The following is an 18,044-nucleotide window of genomic DNA, read 5'->3' as shown; positions in this document are numbered from 1 at the left end:
TCCGTGGAGAAGGGCGGCTCAGGTTATCGGGGTAGCGACGAATGCCTCAAGCTTTTCTGCCTGCGCGGTGAATTGAGCAATGTGCGGGAAGCGCTCGGCATCGACCTGATCCGGGACCACGAGGTTGGTGAAGCTCCAGGCGACGGCGACGGTAATGCCGTCCTGGGCAATCTCGGAATCACTCAACAGCGGTTGCTTCGACAGCTCCCGCTCCAGCGCCGAATAGGCCGCAGCGAGTTGCCCTTCAACCCGCTCAACCCAAGGCTGATACTGAATATCCGCCGGGCGCAGGTTGCGTTCGTAGTAAAGCTGCACCGACTTCTCACACGCCGCCAGCGCTAGCCCGATTACCCGCAACGAACGCAGACGCTGTTTCAGATCACTCGGCATCAAACTCTTCGACGGGCCGGCAAGCGCTTCCAGGTAGTCGATGATCAGCGTCGAATCCACCAACACCTCACCGTCATCCAGCACCAGCGTCGGCGCCTTGACCACCGGGTTGATCTGCTGGAACTGCTCGAAATGCCGGAACACCGACACCGATTCATGTTCCAGGTCGATGCCCAACAACCGGGCGGAAATAGCCGCCCGACGCACATAGGGCGAGTCCAGCATGCCGATCAGCTTCATCAACGTTCTCCTGTAAACGCTTTGATGTCAGTCCTCAAACCCCACCTGCTCATGAATCTCATCCACCTTCAATTCCAACCGATACGCCACCGCAATAAACAACGCCTGACACAAGCACAACGTCGCACTCAACGACCGGAACGCAAACGAACTCCCTTCATTCACCAGCAACACCGTGCTCGCGCGCTTGGCCAGCGGCGATAAATTGCTGTCAGTGATGATCAACGTTTTCGCCTGATGGTGCTGGGCGATACGCAGGCAGTGCTGGGTTTCCTTGCCGTAGGGCGTGAAGCTGATGGCGATCACCAGATCATTGGCGCGCACGCTGCGCATCTGCTCGCGGTAGCTGCCGCCGAGACCGGAAACCAGGTGAATACGCTTGTTGGTGTGTTGCAGGTTGTAGACGAGATAGTCGGCGACGGCGAATGAACGGCGCACCCCGACGACATAGATGTTGTCGGCATTTACCACCAGATCGACGGCCTTGTCGAAGGCCACATCGTCGAGCTCCATGCCCAAGCGTTCGATGCCCGACAGCGTGGCGTCGATGCACTCGCGCGCGAGGTCGCCGCCGCTGGCCTTCTGCGACTTGTTGGCGATCATGCTGCGGATGCGCTGCTGGTAGTTCTGCACCGGCGTGGTTTTGTGCGTGTACGCCTCGCGGAACAACGCCTGCATTTCGCTGAAACCGCTGAAACCGAAGCGCTGGGAGAATCGCACGATGGCCGACGGGTGCACTTCGCATTCACGGGCGATGTCGCTGATGCGATCGACCATGATTCGGTCGCTTTGCTGGCTCATGTAGGTGGCGATGCGTTTGAGCTGGCGCGGCAGGCTTTCGTATTCGTTGGTGATCAGCTGCAGCAAACGCTCGGCATTGATCGGTGGGCTCTGGAGGTCGCTCTCGGGCGGGCTCTCGGTCGTGGCCGGCTGATCGGTGCGGGACATAGGAAATCCTTCTGGCTTGTTCTTATAGGAATGACGAATCGGTCATCCCCTGACAATAGGTTGGCTGTGCGCAGTCTACAGGGTAGGCCGGAATAAAATCTTGAGCATGCCGTCGGCACACACGCTGCTGAAACGATGCACTGCGCTCTGGAACGCTCGTACCGGAGTTTATTGGAAAAAATATTCCACGTAAAAAATATATAGAATAAATATTGATTGTTCGGTCCCGGTCGTTTTAGTCTGCATCCACCAAGAGTGTTCGGCACGGCCATCGTCCCGAACGCAGGCTGATAAAAATAACAGGAGCCAGCATGGGCCAGACTCGTTTTGCCAGTGGGCGTCAATTGGATCTGATTTGCCTGGGGCGCCTTGGCGTCGACCTCTACGCGCAGCAAGTCGGCGCGCGGTTGGAAGATGTTTCAAGCTTCGCCAAATACCTCGGTGGATCCTCCGCCAACATCGCGTTCGGCACTGCACGCCTGGGCCTCAAGTCGGCGATGTTGAGCCGGGTAGGGGACGACCACATGGGCCGCTTCCTGCTTGAATCCCTGGCCCGCGAAGGCTGTGACGTCAGCGGCATCAAGGTCGATCCGGAACGCCTGACCGCCATGGTCCTGCTGGGTCTCAAGGACCGCGAAACCTTCCCGCTGGTGTTCTACCGCGAAAACTGCGCCGACATGGCGCTGCGGGCCGAAGACGTCAACGAAGCCTTTATTGCCTCCAGCAAAGCCTTGCTGATCACCGGCACCCATTTCTCCACCGACGGCGTGTACAAGGCGAGCATCCAGGCGCTGGACTATGCCGAGAAGCACAACGTCAAACGCATTCTGGACATCGACTATCGCCCGGTACTATGGGGCTTGGCGGGCAAGGCGGACGGTGAAACCCGTTTCGTCGCCGACCAGAATGTCAGCCAGCACGTGCAGAAAATCCTCCCGCGTTTTGACCTGATCGTCGGCACTGAAGAAGAGTTTTTGATTGCCGGTGGTTCCGAGGATTTGCTCACGGCACTGCGTAACGTTCGACGTTTGAGTGACGCGACGTTGGTGGTCAAGCTCGGCCCACAAGGTTGCACGGTGATTCACGGGGTGATTCCGGTACGCCTTGAAGACGGCGCGATTTACCCCGGCGTACGGGTTGAAGTGCTCAACGTGCTGGGCGCCGGCGATGCCTTTATGTCGGGCTTCCTCGCCGGGTGGCTGGAGGACGCCAGCGACGAGCGTTGCTGCCAGTTGGCCAATGCTTGCGGCGGGCTGGTGGTGTCGCGCCACGCTTGCGCCCCGGCGATGCCGACTCGCGCCGAACTCGACTATCTATTCAACAGCCCGGTGCCGATCACCCGGCCAGATCAGGACGTCACGCTGCAACGCCTGCATCAGGTCAGCGTGCCGCGCAAACAGTGGAAGCAACTGTTCATCTTTGCCTTCGATCACCGTGGGCAATTGGTGGAACTGGCGCACAAGGGCGGACGTGAGCTGAGTGCGATTTGCGAACTGAAGCAACTCTTTATTAAAGCTGTTGAACGGGTCGAAGCGGATTTGCGTACGCAAGGCATCGAAGCCGATGTCGGGCTGTTGGCCGATCAACGCTTCGGCCAGGATTCGCTGAACGCCGCCACCGGTCGCGGCTGGTGGGTGGCGCGGCCGGTGGAAGTGCAGGGTTCGCGGCCACTGGCCTTCGAACACGGGCGCTCGATTGGCAGCAATTTGATTGCCTGGCCGCAGGAACAAATCATCAAGTGTCTGGTGCAATTTCACCCGGATGACGAGCCGCTGCTGCGCCTGGAACAGGAAGCGCAGATCAAGGGTTTGTACCAGGCGTCCCAGGTCAGCGGGCATGAACTGCTACTGGAAATCATCCCGCCCAAGGATCACCCATCGACCCATCCGGACGTGCTCTATCGCGCGCTGAAACGCCTCTACAACCTGGGCATCTACCCTGCGTGGTGGAAGATCGAAGCGCAGAGTGCCGAGGAATGGAAACAGCTGGATGAGTTGATTCAGGAACGTGATCCGTACTGCCGAGGGGTCGTATTGCTAGGCCTGAATGCCCCGGCGGCGGCGTTGGCTGAAGGCTTTCAACAGGCCAGTCAGAGCCAGACCTGTCGTGGGTTTGCCGTGGGACGCACGATTTTCCAGGAACCGAGCCGGGCGTGGATGGCCGGGGAAATCGACGACGAAACGTTGATCCGTCAGGTGCAGGGGACGTTTGTCGAATTGATCGATGCCTGGCGGAGCGCCCGCGCCTGAAGCGCCGAATACCTGTAGGAGCAAGGCTTGCCCGCGATGGGGCCCTCAAGAACTCTAAAAGCATCGCGAGCAAGCTTTGCTCCTACAGGGCCGGTTTGCAGAGATCTCATTTGGACAACAATAAAAGGTGCAGCCATGCCCGCTATTCGAATTGGCATCAACCCGATCTCCTGGAGCAACGACGATTTGCCGTCCCTCGGTGGCGAGACGCCGCTGAGCACTGCGCTGAGCGAAGGCAAGGACATCGGTTACGAAGGTTTTGAACTCAACGGCAAATTCCCCAAGGATGCCAAAGGCGTCGGTGACGTGCTGCGGCCTTACGATCTGGCGTTGGTCTCCGGCTGGTATTCCAGCCGTTTGGCCCGCCGTTCGGTGGCCGAGGAAATCGACGCCATCGGCAGCCATGTCGAGCTGCTGGCGAAGAACGGCGCCACGGTGCTGGTCTACGGCGAAGTCGCGGACTCGATCCAGGGCCAGCGCATTCCACTGGTCGAGCGCCCGCGTTTCCACACCGAACAAGCGTGGCAGGAATACGCTGACAAGCTCACCGAACTGGCGCGTTTCACCCTGTCCCAAGGCGTGCGCCTGGCGTATCACCACCACATGGGCGCCTACATCGAATCCCCGGCGGACATCGACAAGTTGATGGCCCTGACCGGCAGCGAAGTCGGCCTGCTGTTTGATTCGGGCCACTGCTACATGGGCGGCGGCGAACCCTTACAGGTGCTGCGCAAACACATCGAACGCATCTGCCACGTGCATTTCAAGGATGTGCGCAAACCGGTGGTGCAACTGGCGCGCAACCACCTGTGGAGCTTCCCGGATTGCATCATCAACGGCACCTTCACCGTGCCGGGGGATGGCGATATCGACTTCGGCGCCTTGCTCGACGTGTTGCTGGCCGCTGATTACCACGGCTGGCTGGTGGTCGAGGCCGAGCAGGACCCCGCCGTGGCACCGAGTTATGTTTACGCCAAGAAAGGCTTCGACACCTTGCGTACGTTGCTCGACGAGAGGATTGCGTTATGAGCCTGCTGGTCAAAAGCAATGCCCATGGCCGGACCATGGTCGAGTTGGGCAAGGGTGAGCTGGAATACGTCGGTTTCGCCGCGTATCGCTTGAGCCTCGGCGAAACTTTGCCGGTGTCTGCGGGCGATAAAGAGTTATGCCTGGTGCTGCTCAGCGGTCGCGTCAGCATCAAGGGCGAAGCACCGGGGCAGGGCGCGTTCGACTGGGACAATATCGGCGACCGCCAATCGGTGTTCGAAGACAAATCGCCGTTCGCTGCTTATTTGCCGCCGGGCAGTCAGGCGCAAGTAGTCGCCCTCAGCGACGTGCAAATCGCCGTGTGCGCCGCGCCCGGCTCAACCGCCGACAACCTCGGCCCACGTTTGATCAAACCCGAAACGATGAAACGCAGCGTACGCGGCAAAGGCGCCAACACCCGTTACGTGTGTGACATCCTGCCCGACACCGAGCCCGCCCATTCGCTGCTGGTGGTGGAGGTGCGCACACCGTCCGGGCATTCGTCGAGCTACCCGCCGCACAAGCACGACACCGACGACCTGCCGCACCAGAGCTTTCTTGAAGAAACCTATTACCACCAGATCAACCCGCCCCAGGGCTTCGTGTTCCAGCGGGTCTACACCGACGACCGCAGCATCGATCAGGCCATGGCCGTGGAAAACAGCGACCTGGTGGTGGTGCCCAAGGGTTACCACCCGGTCAGCGTGCCGTACGGCTACGAGTCGTATTACCTGAACGTGATGGCCGGGCCGAAACGCGTCTGGCAGTTCCATAACGATCCGCAGCACAGTTGGCTCCTGGATCTCTAATTCCAACACTTGCACGGAGAACAAGAACAATGAGCAACGCCCCGGTCATCGGCCATTACATCAGCGGCCAAGTGCAAGACACCGGCAGTGAGCGCTTTAGCAACGTGTTCAACCCGGCCACCGGTGCGGTGCAGGCGCGGGTCGGCCTGGCCAGCGAGAAGACCGTCGTCGAAGCCGTGGCCTCGGCCCTGAAAGCCTTCCCTGCGTGGTCCGAGCAATCGTCCCTGCGTCGCTCCCGGGTGATGTTCAAGTTCAAGGAACTGCTCGACCGTCATCACAACGAACTGGCCGAAATCATCAGCCGCGAACACGGCAAAGTGCTGTCCGACGCCAAGGGTGAGGTCACTCGCGGCATCGAAATCGTCGAATACGCTTGCGGTGCGCCGAACCTGCTCAAGACCGAATTCAGCGACAACATCGGCGGCGGCATCGACAACTGGAACCTGCGCCAGCCTCTGGGCGTTTGCGCCGGGGTCACGCCGTTCAACTTCCCGGTGATGGTGCCGCTGTGGATGATCCCCCTGGCGCTGGTCACTGGTAACTGCTTCATCCTCAAGCCGTCCGAGCGCGATCCATCGGCCAGTTTGCTCATGGCCCGTTTGCTCACCGAAGCCGGATTGCCAGACGGTGTGTTCAACGTGGTCCAGGGCGACAAAGTGGCGGTGGACGCCTTGCTGCAACACCCGGACATCGAGGCGATTTCCTTTGTTGGCTCAACGCCGATTGCCGAGTACATCCACCAGCAGGCCACCGCTCGCGGCAAGCGTGTGCAAGCACTGGGCGGCGCGAAGAACCACATGATCGTCATGCCCGACGCGGATCTGGATCAAGCCGCCGACGCGTTGATCGGCGCGGCTTACGGTTCGGCCGGCGAACGCTGCATGGCGATCTCGATTGCGGTCGCGGTGGGCGATGTCGGCGACCAATTGATCGCCAAGTTGCTGCCGCGCATCGACCAATTGAAGGTCGGCAACGGCCTGCAGGGCGACAGCGACATGGGGCCGCTGGTCACTGCCGAGCACAAGGCCAAGGTCGAAGGTTTTATCGGCGAAGGCGTGGCCCAGGGCGCGCAACTGATCGTCGATGGCCGCAACTTCAAGGTGCCGGGGGCCGAGAACGGTTTCTTCGTTGGTGCGACGCTGTTCGATAACGTCACGACCGAGATGAGCATCTATCAGCAAGAGATTTTTGGCCCGGTGCTGGGCATCGTCCGTGTGCCGGATTTTGCCAGCGCCGTGGCGTTGATCAACGCTCACGAATTCGGCAATGGCGTGTCGTGTTTCACCAGTGACGGCGGCATCGCCCGGGCGTTTGCCCGCACCATCAAGGTCGGCATGGTCGGCATCAACGTGCCGATTCCGGTGCCGATGGCCTGGCATTCGTTCGGCGGCTGGAAGCGCTCGCTGTTCGGCGACCACCACGCTTATGGCGAAGAGGGCATCCGTTTCTACAGTCGCTACAAAAGCGTGATGCAACGCTGGCCCGACAGCATCGCCAAAGGCCCTGAATTCAGCATGCCAACCGCCAAATAATTCACCTGCGGAGAACAACAATAATGAGCAAGCCCCTGCGTTTCGCCCTGAACCGTATGGTCGCCCCACGTTTGTCCCTGCCGGCGTTCATCGACCTGGCGGTGACCCTCAAGGCCGACGCCATCGAGATCCGCAACGACCTCAAAGGCGTTGAAATCGAAGACGGCACCGCGCCTGAAACGGTGCGTGAGTTGTGCGCGGCCAAAGGCATCACCGTGCTGTCGATCAACGCGCTGTACCCGTTTGATGTGTGGAATGACGAGCGCCGTGTGCAGGCATTGAAACTGGCGGCTTATGCCCGGGATTGCGGTGCGCAAGGGCTGGTCATGTGCCCGTTGAATGATCGCGCCGATCCGCGCAATGAAGCGGAACGAGCTTCGGGGTTGCGCACGGCTCTGACTGAACTGGCGCCGATTTTGCGTGATCACGGCATCCTCGGTTTCATTGAACCGCTGGGGTTTGAAGAGTGCTCGTTGCGGCGTAAACGCACGGCAGTGGACGCGATCAAGGCCATCGGTGGGCTGGATGTGTTCCGGCTGGTGCACGACACTTTTCACCATCATCTGGCCAGTGAACAGGAGTTTTTCCCTGAGCTGACCGGGCTGGTGCACATCTCGGGTGTCGAGGATGCCGAAGCCCCGCTCAACAGCATCCGCGATGGCCATCGAGTGCTGGTGGGCGAGGGCGACATCCTCGGCAACGCCGCGCAGATCGAACGGTTGCTCGGTAGCGGTTACAGCGGCTACCTGTCGTTCGAACCGTTTGCCGACAGTGTGCATGGCCTGGCGGACATCGAACAGGCGATCGGCGCGAGCATGAACCACCTGCAAAACTCTCAAGGCTAATGAAGATCCCCTCTGTGGGAGCGAGCCTGCTCGCGAAGACGGCGGCACATCCAACATCCATGTTGCCTGACACTTCGCTTTCGCGAGCAGGCTCGCTCCCACAAGGGTTTCTTCGTTTATTGAAGGATCGGACATGACCACAACAAGACTGACCATGGCCCAGGCCCTGGTGAAATTCCTCGATAACCAGTACATCGAGGTCGATGGCGTCCAGAGTAAATTCGTCGCCGGGGTCTTTACCATTTTCGGCCATGGCAACGTGCTCGGCCTGGGCCAGGCGTTGGAGCAGGACAGCGGCGATTTGATCGTGCATCAGGGCCGCAACGAGCAGGGCATGGCCCACGCCGCCATCGGTTTCGCCAAGCAACACCTGCGGCGCAAGATCTACGCCTGCTCGTCCTCGGTCGGCCCCGGCGCGGCCAACATGCTGACCGCTGCCGCAACCGCCACGGCCAACCGCATTCCGTTGTTGCTGCTGCCCGGCGATGTCTACGCCTGCCGCCAACCGGACCCAGTGCTGCAACAGATCGAACAGTTCCACGACTTGAGCATCAGCACCAACGATGCCTTCAAAGCCGTGAGCAAATACTGGGACCGCATCAACCGTCCCGAGCAACTGATGACCGCCGCGATCCACGCCATGCGCGTGCTCACCGACCCCGCCGAAACCGGCGCGGTGACCCTGGCCTTGCCGCAAGACGTGCAAGCCGAGGCCTACGACTACCCGGATTACTTCCTGCAAAAACGCGTGCACCGCATCGAGCGGCGTCCGGCTACTGAAGCGATGATTGGCGATGCGTTGGCGCTGGTCAAAGGCAAGCGCAAGCCGCTGATTATTTGCGGTGGCGGGGTGCGTTACTCCGGGGCAAATGCGGCGTTGCAGGCGTTTGCCGAACGCTTCGACATTCCCTTCGCAGAGACCCAGGCTGGCAAGAGCGCGGTGGTGTCGAGCCATCCGCTGAACGTCGGCGGCATTGGCGAAACCGGTTGTCTGGCGGCGAATCTGCTGGCCAAGGACGCTGATCTGATCATCGGCATCGGCACCCGCTACAGCGACTTCACCACCGCCTCGAAGTCGTTGTTCCAGCATCCTGAGGTTCAGTTTCTCAACCTCAATATCAGCCCCTGCGATGCGCTGAAACTCGACGGCGTGCAACTGCTGGCCGACGCCAAAACCGGTTTGCTCGCACTGGCTGACGCACTGGGCGATTACCGCTCCAGCTGGGGCGATCAACCGCGTCAGGCCAAGGCGCAACTGGATGAGGAAGTCGACCGCATCTATCAGGTCGACTACCAGGCCAAGGACTTCGTCCCGGAAATCAACGACCACATGGACCCGGCCGTGCTGCGGGAATTCATCGAATTGACCGGTTCCTGCCTGACCCAAAGCCGCGTGCTCGGCGTGCTCAATGAAACCTTGGCCGACGACGCGGTGATCGTCGCCGCCGCCGGCAGCCTGCCCGGCGACTTGCAGCGCAGTTGGCGCAGCAAGGGCGTGAACACTTACCACGTCGAGTACGGCTATTCCTGCATGGGATACGAGGTCAACGCCGCGTTGGGCGTGAAGCTCGCCGAGCCGGATCGCGAGGTCTACGCGCTGGTCGGCGACGGCTCCTACATGATGCTGCACTCGGAGCTGGCGACCTCGATTCAGGAGCGCCGCAAGATCAACGTGGTGCTGCTGGACAACATGACCTTCGGTTGCATCAACAACCTGCAGATGGAACACGGCATGGACAGCTTCGGCACCGAGTTCCGCTTCCGTAATCCGGAAACCGGCAAGCTCGACGGCGGCTTCGTGCCGGTGGATTTCGCCATGAGCGCGGCGGCTTATGGCTGCAAGACCTACAAAGTGAACACCGTCGAAGAGCTGCAAGCGGCGTTGGCGGATGCGCGGTTGCAGAGCGTTTCGACGCTGATCGATATCAAGGTTCTGCCCAAGACGATGATTCATAAATACCTGTCGTGGTGGCGGGTCGGCGTGGCGCAAGTCTCCACCAGTGCACGCACCGATGCGGTGGCCAAGACCCTGAACGAACGACTGGCGAAGGCTCGTCAGTACTGATTGCCCTCAAACCAATAAGCGGGAGTGTTTATATGTCTTTGAAGATCGGCGTCATCGGCACCGGGGCCATCGGCCAGGACCATATCCGTCGTTGCAGCCAGACCTTGCTCAATAGCCAGGTCGTCGCGGTGACCGACATCAATTTGCAGCAAGCCGCCAAGGTTGTTGCTGATCTGAAACTGACCGCAGAGGTCTACCCCGATGGCCACGCGCTGATCAAGGCGCCAGAAGTCGAGGCCATCCTCGTCACCTCCTGGGGCCCGAGCCACGAAGAATTTGTGCTGGCCGCGATTGCTGCCGGCAAACCCGTGTTCTGCGAAAAGCCACTGGCCGTCACCGCCGAAGGCTGCCGCAAGATCGTCGAAGCCGAAGTGGCCCACGGCAAGCGCCTGGTGCAGGTCGGTTTCATGCGTCCGTACGACGAAGGTTATCGCGCCCTCAAAGCGGTGATCGATAGCGGCCAGATCGGTGAACCGCTGATGCTGCACTGCGCGCATCGCAACCCGACCGTGGGCGAAAACTACAAGACTGACATGGCGATCACCGACACCCTGATCCATGAACTGGACGTGCTGCGCTGGTTGCTCGACGATGACTACGTTTCGGTGCAGGTGGTGTTCCCACGCAAATCCAGCAAAGCCCTCGCGCATTTGAAAGACCCGCAAATCGTCCTGCTGGAAACCGCCAAGGGCACACGCATCGACGTGGAAGTGTTCGTTAACTGCCAGTACGGCTACGACATCCAGTGCGAAGTGGTGGGGGAGACCGGCATCGCTAAATTGCCGGAACCGCAACAGGTGCAATTGCGCAGTGGCGCGAAGCTGTCGAATGCGATTCTGATGGACTGGAAGGATCGGTTTATTGCTGCCTACGACGTCGAGCTTCAGGCCTTTATTGATGGCGTGCGAGCAGGTCAAGTCGGCGGTCCATCGGCATGGGATGGCTTTGCCGCCGCCGTCGCCGCAGACGCGTGCATTGAAGCCCAGAACAACGGCCAGATCGTTAAAGTCGGCCTACCAGAGCGCCCACATTTCTACGGCTAACGATGATCGTTCCCATGCTCCGCGTGGGAATGCAGCCCGGGACGCTCCGCGTCCCAAGAGCGGACGCAGAGCGTCCATGGCGGCATTCCCACGCAGAGCGTGGGAACGATCAGTGTCAGGGCTGAGATTGGTGAAGGAGAACAAGAACATGCGCATCGCACTAGACCCTTACATGTACCGCACCCTGTCCCTGGGCAAGATGGTCGATAAGGTCGCCGAGCTCGGTTACGAACACATCGAGCTCTCGCCCCGCGAAGACTTCCTGCCGTTCTACAAAGCCCCGAGGGTCGACAAGGCGCGGATCAAGGAATTTCGCAAAGCCCTGAGCGACACCGGGGTCAAACTCTCTTCCTTATTACCGATGTACCACTGGGCCGCCGCCGACGAGGGCCTGCGGGTCGCCGCCGTGCGCAACTGGAAGCGCGCGATCCAGATTGCGGTGGAGATGGACTGCGAACTGGTCAACACCGAATTCACCGGCCAGTCGGACAACCCGCTGGTGTGCGAAAACCAGTTCATGCGCTCCATGGACGAGTTGATCCCCGAATTCGAACGCGAAGGCATCAAGCTCGACATCCAGGCGCACCCTTACGATTTCTGTGAGCGCAACAACGAGTCGGTGGACATCATTCGCGGGCTGGATCGCGACTGGATCAACTACCTCTACGCCGCGCCGCACACGTTTTTCTATGACGACGGCGTGGGCGATATCACTTCGATGCTCAAGTACGCCGGCTCGAAACTGAGCCACTTGATCATCGCCGATACCTACAACCACAAGGCTTCTTCGGGGTTGCGCTACATCGTCAACCCGCCGGGTGTGGTGGCCACCGTGCACCAGCATTTGGACATCGGGCAGGGCGAAGTCAATTGGGAGGCGTTCTTCGGCACGTTGCGCGAGATTCAATTCGACGGGATTGCCACGGTGTCGGTGTTCGCCTGGGAAGACCGGCCGGACGAGTCCAACCGGATGATGCTGGAACGGGTCAAAAGCGAGCTCTGCCGTTAAGCCCCACACAATAACCCTGTAGGAGCGAGCGGTGCGGCGATCCGACTTGCCCGCGAAGGCGGCGGCACATTCAACATCGACGTCGCCTGACACACCGCCTTCGCGGGCAAGCCTCGCTCCTACCGGGATCGCGGTTAACCGATCGTTCCCACGCTCTGCGTGGGAATGCAGCCCGGGACGCTCCGCGTCCCAAAAGCGGACGCAGAGCGTCCATTGATGCATTCCCACGCAGAGCGTGGGAACGATCAAGAAGGAGTTGAGTCATGCGTATCGGACTTGTCGGTTACGGCCATGGCGGCCGGTTTTTCCATGCTCCGCTGCTCAGCAGCCTGCCGGGTGCCACGTTTGTCGGTGTGGTCACCCGTTCCCCGGAGCGCCGTCAGTTGTTGGCCGCCGAGCATCCCGGTGTGCCGGCCTTCGACAGCATCGGCCAACTGGTGGAAGCCGGGATCGACGCACTGGTGGTGTCCACGCCGCTTAAGGGCCGTCCGGCGCTGGTACTCGATGGCATCGAGCACGGGGTCGCGGTGGTCAGTGACAAACCGTTCGCCGCCGATGCGCAACAGGCACAAACCCTGATCACCATGGCCGAGCGCCAGGGTGTGCGGCTCAGCGTCTATCAGAACCGACGCTGGGATTCGGACTTCCTCACCGTGCGCAAACTCATCGAATCTGGCGCGCTGGGGCAGGTCACTCGCTTCGAATCCCGGATCGAACGCTATTCGCCGCAAGCGGTGAACAACGGCAGCGGTGGTGGTTTCCTGCGGGATTTGGGCAGCCATTTGGTGGATCAAGCGTTGCTGCTGTTCGGCCCGGTCACACAGGTCTACGCCGAATTGGAGTACCTGGAAAAAGGCCAGACCTACGACAACGGCTTCTTTATGTCCCTGACCCACGCCAACGGCGTCACCTCGCACCTGGGCGGGAGTTGCCTGCAGAACACCCCCGGACCCCGCTTTCGAGTCACCGGCACCCAAGGCTGCTACAGCGTCGATGGGCTGGACGGGCAGGAGGCCCTGACGCTGGCCGGGCTCTCGCCAAAATCCGAAGGTGAACGCTGGGGCGTCGAAGAGCACCGACGCTGGGGCTGGTTCGAACAAGGCGAGGTGCGCGAACGGGTGCCCTCCGAACGCGGCTGCTGGAACCAGTTCTATTTACAGCTACAAACCGCGTTGCAGAGCGGTGGCCCATTGCCGGTGGAGGCCCGTGATGCACTGGCGGCCACCCGTGTTCTGGACGCTGCGCGCTTGAGTGCCGAGCGTCATCAAGTGGTGGAATTGGGCCAGTTTGATCACCGTGGAATAAAATCAGAATTAAATTCTAAAACTGGTTGATATAGAAATTATATTCCAATAGAGTCATTTCCAGCGACCTGCCTCGCGCCACGTTTCACCCTGTTGCCGCTTACTGAAATCGTCACGCCATATCCATAAAACCAACAAGAATGTGGAGAAAGACTTTTCATGAAGACCCAGATCCGTTTCACCGCCCTTGCTCTCTCTTTGATGTTCGCCAGCGGCGCTGCACTGGCCGATATGAAGATCGGCGTGAGCATGTCCCAGTTCGATGACACCTGGCTGACCTACCTGCGCGAATCCATGGACAAAAAAGCCAAGTCCTACCCTGACGGCGTGCAGCTGCAATTCGAAGACGCCCGCAGCGACGTGGTCAAGCAGCTCAGCCAAGTGGAAAACTTCATCAGCCAGAAGGTCGATGCCATCGTGGTCAACCCGGTGGATACCGCCGCCACCCGGAAAATAACCGAAGCCGCGGTCAAGGCCGGGATTCCGCTGGTCTACGTCAACCGCCGCCCGGATGACCTGAAACTGCCCAAAGGCGTGGTCACCGTCGCTTCCAACGACCTGGAGGCCGGTGAAATGCAGATGCAATACCTGGCCGACAAAATGGGCGGCAAGGGCGACATCGTGATCCTGTTGGGCGACTTGGCGAACAACTCCACCACCAACCGCACCAAAGGCGTCAAAGAGGTGCTGGCCAAATACCCGAACATCAAGATCGAGCAAGAACAGACCGGCACCTGGCTGCGGGATAAAGGCATGACTCTGGTCAACGACTGGCTGACCCAGGGCCGCAAATTCGACGCGGTCGTGGCCAACAACGACGAAATGGCGATTGGTGCGGCGATGGCCCTGAGCCAGGCCGGCAAGGCCAAAGGGGAGGTGCTGATCGCCGGGGTCGACGGTACGCCGGACGGCTTGAACGCGATCAAGAAAGGCAACATGACGGTCTCGGTGTTCCAGGATGCCAAAGGCCAGGCGGACGGTTCGATCGACACGGCGGTGAAAATGGCCAAGAACGAACCGGTTGAACAGAACGTCTGGGTTCCCTACCGCTTGATCACCCCGCAAAACGTCGACACGTTCAAATAGCCTGTCCGTCCAATAACAACAATAAGCACGCAAGGTTGCCACCGCGACCTTGCTGATGGAGTACCTGATCATGTTCGCTTCAGCGACTGCTTCGAGCACCCCGTTGGTGGGTAGCCAGCCAACCGCAACACCTGTCGATGAGCCGTACTTGCTGGAGATCATCAACGTCAGCAAGGGTTTTCCAGGTGTGATTGCCTTGTCCGATGTGCAACTGCGAGTGCGTCCCGGCTCCGTGCTGGCCCTGATGGGCGAGAACGGCGCGGGCAAATCGACCCTGATGAAAATCATCGCCGGCATCTACCAGCCGGACGCCGGTGAAATTCGCCTGCGGGGCAAACCGGTGGTCTTCGAAACACCGCTGGCAGCGCTGCAGTCCGGGATCGCGATGATCCACCAGGAACTCAACCTGATGCCGCACATGAGCATCGCCGAAAACATCTGGATCGGTCGTGAGCAGCTCAACGGCTTTCACATGATCGATCACCGCGAAATGCACCGCTGCACCGCCGCACTGCTGGAACGCTTGCGCATCAACCTTGATCCAGAAGAACAGGTCGGCAACCTGAGCATCGCCGAGCGGCAGATGGTTGAAATCGCCAAAGCCGTCTCTTATGACTCCGACGTCCTGATCATGGACGAACCGACCTCGGCCATCACCGATAAGGAAGTGGCCCACCTGTTCTCGATCATTGCCGACCTCAAGAGCCAGGGCAAAGGCATCATCTACATCACCCATAAAATGAACGAAGTGTTCGCCATCGCCGATGAAGTGGCGGTGTTCCGCGACGGCGCCTACATCGGCCTGCAACGGGCCGACAGCATGGACGGTGACAGCCTGATTTCGATGATGGTCGGTCGCGAGTTGAGCCAGTTGTTCCCGGTGCGCGAGAAGCCGATTGGGGATCTGCTGTTGTCGGTGCGCGACCTCAAGCTCGACGGCATTTTCAAAGGGGTGTCGTTTGACCTGCATGCCGGGGAGATTCTTGGTATCGCCGGGTTGATGGGCTCCGGGCGGACCAACGTGGCCGAAGCGATTTTCGGTATCACCCCCAGCGACGGCGGCGAGATTCGCCTCGACGGCCAGGTGGTGCGCATCAGCGACCCGCACATGGCGATCGAGAAGGGCTTCGCGCTGTTGACCGAGGATCGCAAGCTCAGTGGCCTGTTCCCCTGCCTGTCGGTGCTGGAAAACATGGAAATGGCCGTGCTGCCGCATTACGCCGGTCACGGTTTTATCCAGCAGAAAGCCCTGCGGGTGTTGTGCGAAGACATGTGCAAAAAGCTGCGGGTCAAGACCCCGTCGCTGGAGCAGTGCATCGACACCTTGTCCGGCGGCAATCAGCAGAAAGCCTTGTTGGCGCGTTGGCTGATGACCAATCCACGGATTCTGATTCTCGACGAGCCAACCCGCGGCATCGATGTCGGCGCCAAGGCCGAGATCTACCGGCTGATCTCCTACCTCGCCAGCGAAGGCATGGCGGTGATCATGATTTCCTCGGAACTGCCGGAAGTGCTCGGCATGAGCGACCGGGTGATGGTCATGCACGAGGGCGACCTGATGGGCACCCTCGACCGCAGCGAAGCGACCCAGGAACGGGTGATGCAATTGGCCTCGGGCATGTCCGCGGTTCACTAATTGATGCCGGCGCTGGCTGCGGCCAGCACGGGCGACGCGATAGAAGGGTGAGTGGTTATGAACGCGATACTGGAAAACAAGCCAGCAACGGCACCGACCAAGAGTCGTCGGCGCTTTCCGACGGAGTTGAGCATCTTCCTGGTGCTGATCGGCATCGGCCTGGTGTTTGAGGTGTTTGGCTGGATCGTGCGCGACCAGAGCTTCCTGATGAACTCCCAGCGTCTGGTGCTGATGATCCTGCAAGTCTCGATCATCGGCCTGCTGGCCATCGGCGTGACCCAGGTGATCATCACCACCGGTATCGACTTGTCCTCGGGTTCGGTGCTGGCGCTGTCGGCGATGATTGCCGCCAGCCTGGCCCAGACCTCGGACTTCGCCAGGGCGGTGTTTCCGTCGCTGACCGACTTGCCGGTGTGGATCCCGGTGATTGCCGGGCTCGGGGTCGGACTGCTGGCGGGGGCGATCAACGGCAGCATCATCGCCGTCACCGGGATCCCGCCGTTCATTGCCACCCTCGGCATGATGGTCTCGGCCCGGGGCCTGGCGCGGTATTACACCGAAGGCCAACCGGTGAGCATGCTGTCCGATTCCTACACCGCCATCGGCCACGGCGCCATGCCGGTGATCATTTTCCTGGTGGTGGCGGTGATCTTCCACATCGCCCTGCGTTACACCAAGTACGGCAAATACACCTACGCCATCGGCGGCAACATGCAGGCGGCGCGGACTTCCGGGATCAACGTCAAGCGGCATCTGGTGATCGTCTACAGCATCGCCGGGTTGCTCGCAGGCCTGGCTGGCGTGGTGGCCTCGGCCCGTGCCGCGACCGGGCAGGCCGGGATGGGCATGTCCTATGAGCTGGATGCGATTGCCGCGGCCGTGATCGGTGGCACCAGCCTGGCGGGTGGCGTAGGGCGCATCACCGGTACCGTGATTGGCGCGCTGATTCTCGGGGTGATGGCCAGCGGCTTTACCTTTGTCGGGGTCGATGCATATATCCAGGACATCATCAAGGGGTTGATCATTGTGGTGGCGGTGGTCATCGACCAGTACCGCAACAAGCGCAAACTCAAACGCTGAAACCGCAATAAACAGCAAAAATGCGCCACGCCTGACCCGCGTGGCGCAGCCGTTTGTCTTCTATATAAAGCCGCTGGACTGAATTTCTTGCTATAAACGCACTCCGATAACCACCACAACGGCTGCCAAAGCGCACTTTCCGGGTGTTGTCGGACAAATTCGCTGTCTTTTCAGTTGCTGAGGCCTCAAGTCGGCCTTAGACTGCCGCCCCTCGTAAATTGAGTGCCGGGTGGCGCTTGGAATACATGGCGCCTTTCCGACGGCCGACGAGGTCCGACGGAACGCTCCCTAATTCGCCTTAATGCACGTTTTTTTATAGAGATATCAATGACAAAGGACAAGTTGCTGGCCATGCCGGCGGATGACTACATGAATGCCGAGCAACATGCTTTTTTCTACGAGCTGTTGCAGAACATGAAAGTCGAAACCCACGAGCGCATCGAACAGAACCGCATCGCCATCGAAAGCCTGGACACCCCGGCTGACCCGGCCGACGCGGCTTCCGTTGAAGAAGAGCGCACCTGGCTGGTCAACGCGATCGATCGCGACCAGCGCATGCTGCCTCAGTTGGAACAGGCTCTGGAACGCATCAAAGAAGACAGCTTCGGCTGGTGCGACGACAGTGGCGAGGCCATTGGCCTGAAACGCCTGCTGATCAGCCCGACCACCAAGTACTGCATCGAAGCTCAAGAGCGTCACGAACAGATCGACAAGCACCAGCGTCAGGCCTGATTCCGTAGCGCCCCCTTCGCGGGCAAGCCTCGCACCTACACACATCCTGT

Annotated in this window: 15 protein-coding genes; 13 read left to right on the top strand and 2 right to left on the bottom strand. The window is 60.2% G+C overall.

The genetic code is table 11. The features are described from left to right. Positions 1–18: 18 nt before the first annotated feature. Both BK667_RS17340 and BK667_RS17335 read right to left on the bottom strand, forming a co-directional pair. A complete protein-coding gene (locus BK667_RS17340) occupies positions 19–630 on the bottom strand; it encodes a glutathione S-transferase (RefSeq protein WP_123598374.1) in 612 nt (203 codons plus the stop codon). Positions 631–657: 27 nt separating this feature from the next. Next, positions 658–1,578: a MurR/RpiR family transcriptional regulator gene (locus tag BK667_RS17335; RefSeq protein ID WP_123508833.1), complete on the bottom strand. Its 921-nt coding sequence runs from the start codon at positions 1,576–1,578 to the stop codon at positions 658–660. Between the two features lie 311 nt (positions 1,579–1,889). On the opposite strand from BK667_RS17335, the gene BK667_RS17330 reads away from it, so the two are divergent. The 13 genes from BK667_RS17330 (at position 1,890) to BK667_RS17270 (ending at position 17,994) form a co-directional block, all read left to right on the top strand. Beyond that, complete coding sequence (locus tag BK667_RS17330; RefSeq protein ID WP_123598373.1) at positions 1,890–3,827, top strand: bifunctional 5-dehydro-2-deoxygluconokinase/5-dehydro-2-deoxyphosphogluconate aldolase; 1,938 nt, start codon at positions 1,890–1,892, stop codon at positions 3,825–3,827. Positions 3,828–3,962: 135 nt separating this feature from the next. Further along, entirely contained in the window at positions 3,963–4,856 is an 894-nt protein-coding gene (iolE, locus tag BK667_RS17325) for a myo-inosose-2 dehydratase (protein WP_123598372.1), read from the top strand. Beyond that, positions 4,853–5,662 (top strand): 5-deoxy-glucuronate isomerase, encoded by an 810-nt coding sequence (iolB, locus tag BK667_RS17320; RefSeq protein WP_123598371.1) that lies wholly within the window; start codon positions 4,853–4,855, stop codon positions 5,660–5,662. Before iolE ends, iolB begins: the two co-directional genes overlap by 4 nt. Before the next feature lie 29 nt (positions 5,663–5,691). After that, positions 5,692–7,194, top strand: coding sequence for a CoA-acylating methylmalonate-semialdehyde dehydrogenase (locus tag BK667_RS17315; protein WP_123598370.1), 1,503 nt, complete (start codon positions 5,692–5,694; stop codon positions 7,192–7,194). A gap of 23 nt (positions 7,195–7,217) precedes the next feature. Beyond that, positions 7,218–8,039 (top strand): TIM barrel protein, encoded by an 822-nt coding sequence (locus tag BK667_RS17310; RefSeq protein ID WP_123598369.1) that lies wholly within the window; start codon positions 7,218–7,220, stop codon positions 8,037–8,039. Positions 8,040–8,172: 133 nt separating this feature from the next. Next, positions 8,173–10,104, top strand: a complete 1,932-nt coding sequence (iolD, locus tag BK667_RS17305; protein WP_123598368.1) for a 3D-(3,5/4)-trihydroxycyclohexane-1,2-dione acylhydrolase (decyclizing) — start codon at positions 8,173–8,175, stop codon at positions 10,102–10,104. 32 nt (positions 10,105–10,136) lie between these two features. Then, positions 10,137–11,147, top strand: a complete 1,011-nt coding sequence (gene iolG, locus BK667_RS17300; protein ID WP_123598367.1) for a bifunctional inositol 2-dehydrogenase/D-chiro-inositol 1-dehydrogenase — start codon at positions 10,137–10,139, stop codon at positions 11,145–11,147. A gap of 148 nt (positions 11,148–11,295) precedes the next feature. After that, complete coding sequence (locus BK667_RS17295) at positions 11,296–12,156, top strand: sugar phosphate isomerase/epimerase family protein (protein ID WP_123598366.1); 861 nt, start codon at positions 11,296–11,298, stop codon at positions 12,154–12,156. Positions 12,157–12,419: 263 nt separating this feature from the next. Then, the gene (locus tag BK667_RS17290) at positions 12,420–13,490 is read left to right on the top strand and encodes a Gfo/Idh/MocA family protein (RefSeq protein ID WP_123598365.1); all 1,071 of its coding nucleotides are present in this window, start codon (positions 12,420–12,422) and stop codon (positions 13,488–13,490) included. 129 nt (positions 13,491–13,619) lie between these two features. Further along, the gene (locus BK667_RS17285; protein WP_123508822.1) at positions 13,620–14,546 is read left to right on the top strand and encodes a sugar ABC transporter substrate-binding protein; all 927 of its coding nucleotides are present in this window, start codon (positions 13,620–13,622) and stop codon (positions 14,544–14,546) included. A gap of 70 nt (positions 14,547–14,616) precedes the next feature. Continuing rightward, a complete protein-coding gene (locus BK667_RS17280; RefSeq protein WP_123508821.1) occupies positions 14,617–16,182 on the top strand; it encodes a sugar ABC transporter ATP-binding protein in 1,566 nt (521 codons plus the stop codon). A 57-nt stretch (positions 16,183–16,239) separates the two neighbouring features. Then, a complete protein-coding gene (locus BK667_RS17275) occupies positions 16,240–17,262 on the top strand; it encodes an ABC transporter permease (protein WP_054052830.1) in 1,023 nt (340 codons plus the stop codon). A 327-nt stretch (positions 17,263–17,589) separates the two neighbouring features. Further along, the gene (locus BK667_RS17270; protein WP_010459637.1) at positions 17,590–17,994 is read left to right on the top strand and encodes a TraR/DksA family transcriptional regulator; all 405 of its coding nucleotides are present in this window, start codon (positions 17,590–17,592) and stop codon (positions 17,992–17,994) included. The last annotated feature ends 50 nt before the right edge of the window (positions 17,995–18,044 follow it).

The sequence above is a fragment of the Pseudomonas frederiksbergensis genome, from assembly GCF_003732705.1.
GTDB lineage: Bacteria > Pseudomonadota > Gammaproteobacteria > Pseudomonadales > Pseudomonadaceae > Aquipseudomonas > Aquipseudomonas frederiksbergensis_F.
This window is presented reverse-complemented; position numbering and strand designations above follow the sequence as displayed.

Coding starts and splice junctions, on each gene's coding strand:
- iolG (WP_123598367.1), top strand. CDS start 10,137: ATGTCTTTGAAGATCGGCGTCATCGGCACCGGGGCCATCGGCCAGGAC.
- BK667_RS17290 (WP_123598365.1), top strand. CDS start 12,420: ATGCGTATCGGACTTGTCGGTTACGGCCATGGCGGCCGGTTTTTCCAT.
- iolE (WP_123598372.1), top strand. CDS start 3,963: ATGCCCGCTATTCGAATTGGCATCAACCCGATCTCCTGGAGCAACGAC.
- iolD (WP_123598368.1), top strand. CDS start 8,173: ATGACCACAACAAGACTGACCATGGCCCAGGCCCTGGTGAAATTCCTC.
- BK667_RS17340 (WP_123598374.1), bottom strand. CDS start 630: ATGAAGCTGATCGGCATGCTGGACTCGCCCTATGTGCGTCGGGCGGCT.
- BK667_RS17310 (WP_123598369.1), top strand. CDS start 7,218: ATGAGCAAGCCCCTGCGTTTCGCCCTGAACCGTATGGTCGCCCCACGT.
- BK667_RS17275 (WP_054052830.1), top strand. CDS start 16,240: ATGAACGCGATACTGGAAAACAAGCCAGCAACGGCACCGACCAAGAGT.
- iolB (WP_123598371.1), top strand. CDS start 4,853: ATGAGCCTGCTGGTCAAAAGCAATGCCCATGGCCGGACCATGGTCGAG.
- BK667_RS17280 (WP_123508821.1), top strand. CDS start 14,617: ATGTTCGCTTCAGCGACTGCTTCGAGCACCCCGTTGGTGGGTAGCCAG.
- BK667_RS17315 (WP_123598370.1), top strand. CDS start 5,692: ATGAGCAACGCCCCGGTCATCGGCCATTACATCAGCGGCCAAGTGCAA.
- BK667_RS17330 (WP_123598373.1), top strand. CDS start 1,890: ATGGGCCAGACTCGTTTTGCCAGTGGGCGTCAATTGGATCTGATTTGC.
- BK667_RS17295 (WP_123598366.1), top strand. CDS start 11,296: ATGCGCATCGCACTAGACCCTTACATGTACCGCACCCTGTCCCTGGGC.
- BK667_RS17335 (WP_123508833.1), bottom strand. CDS start 1,578: ATGTCCCGCACCGATCAGCCGGCCACGACCGAGAGCCCGCCCGAGAGC.
- BK667_RS17285 (WP_123508822.1), top strand. CDS start 13,620: ATGAAGACCCAGATCCGTTTCACCGCCCTTGCTCTCTCTTTGATGTTC.
- BK667_RS17270 (WP_010459637.1), top strand. CDS start 17,590: ATGACAAAGGACAAGTTGCTGGCCATGCCGGCGGATGACTACATGAAT.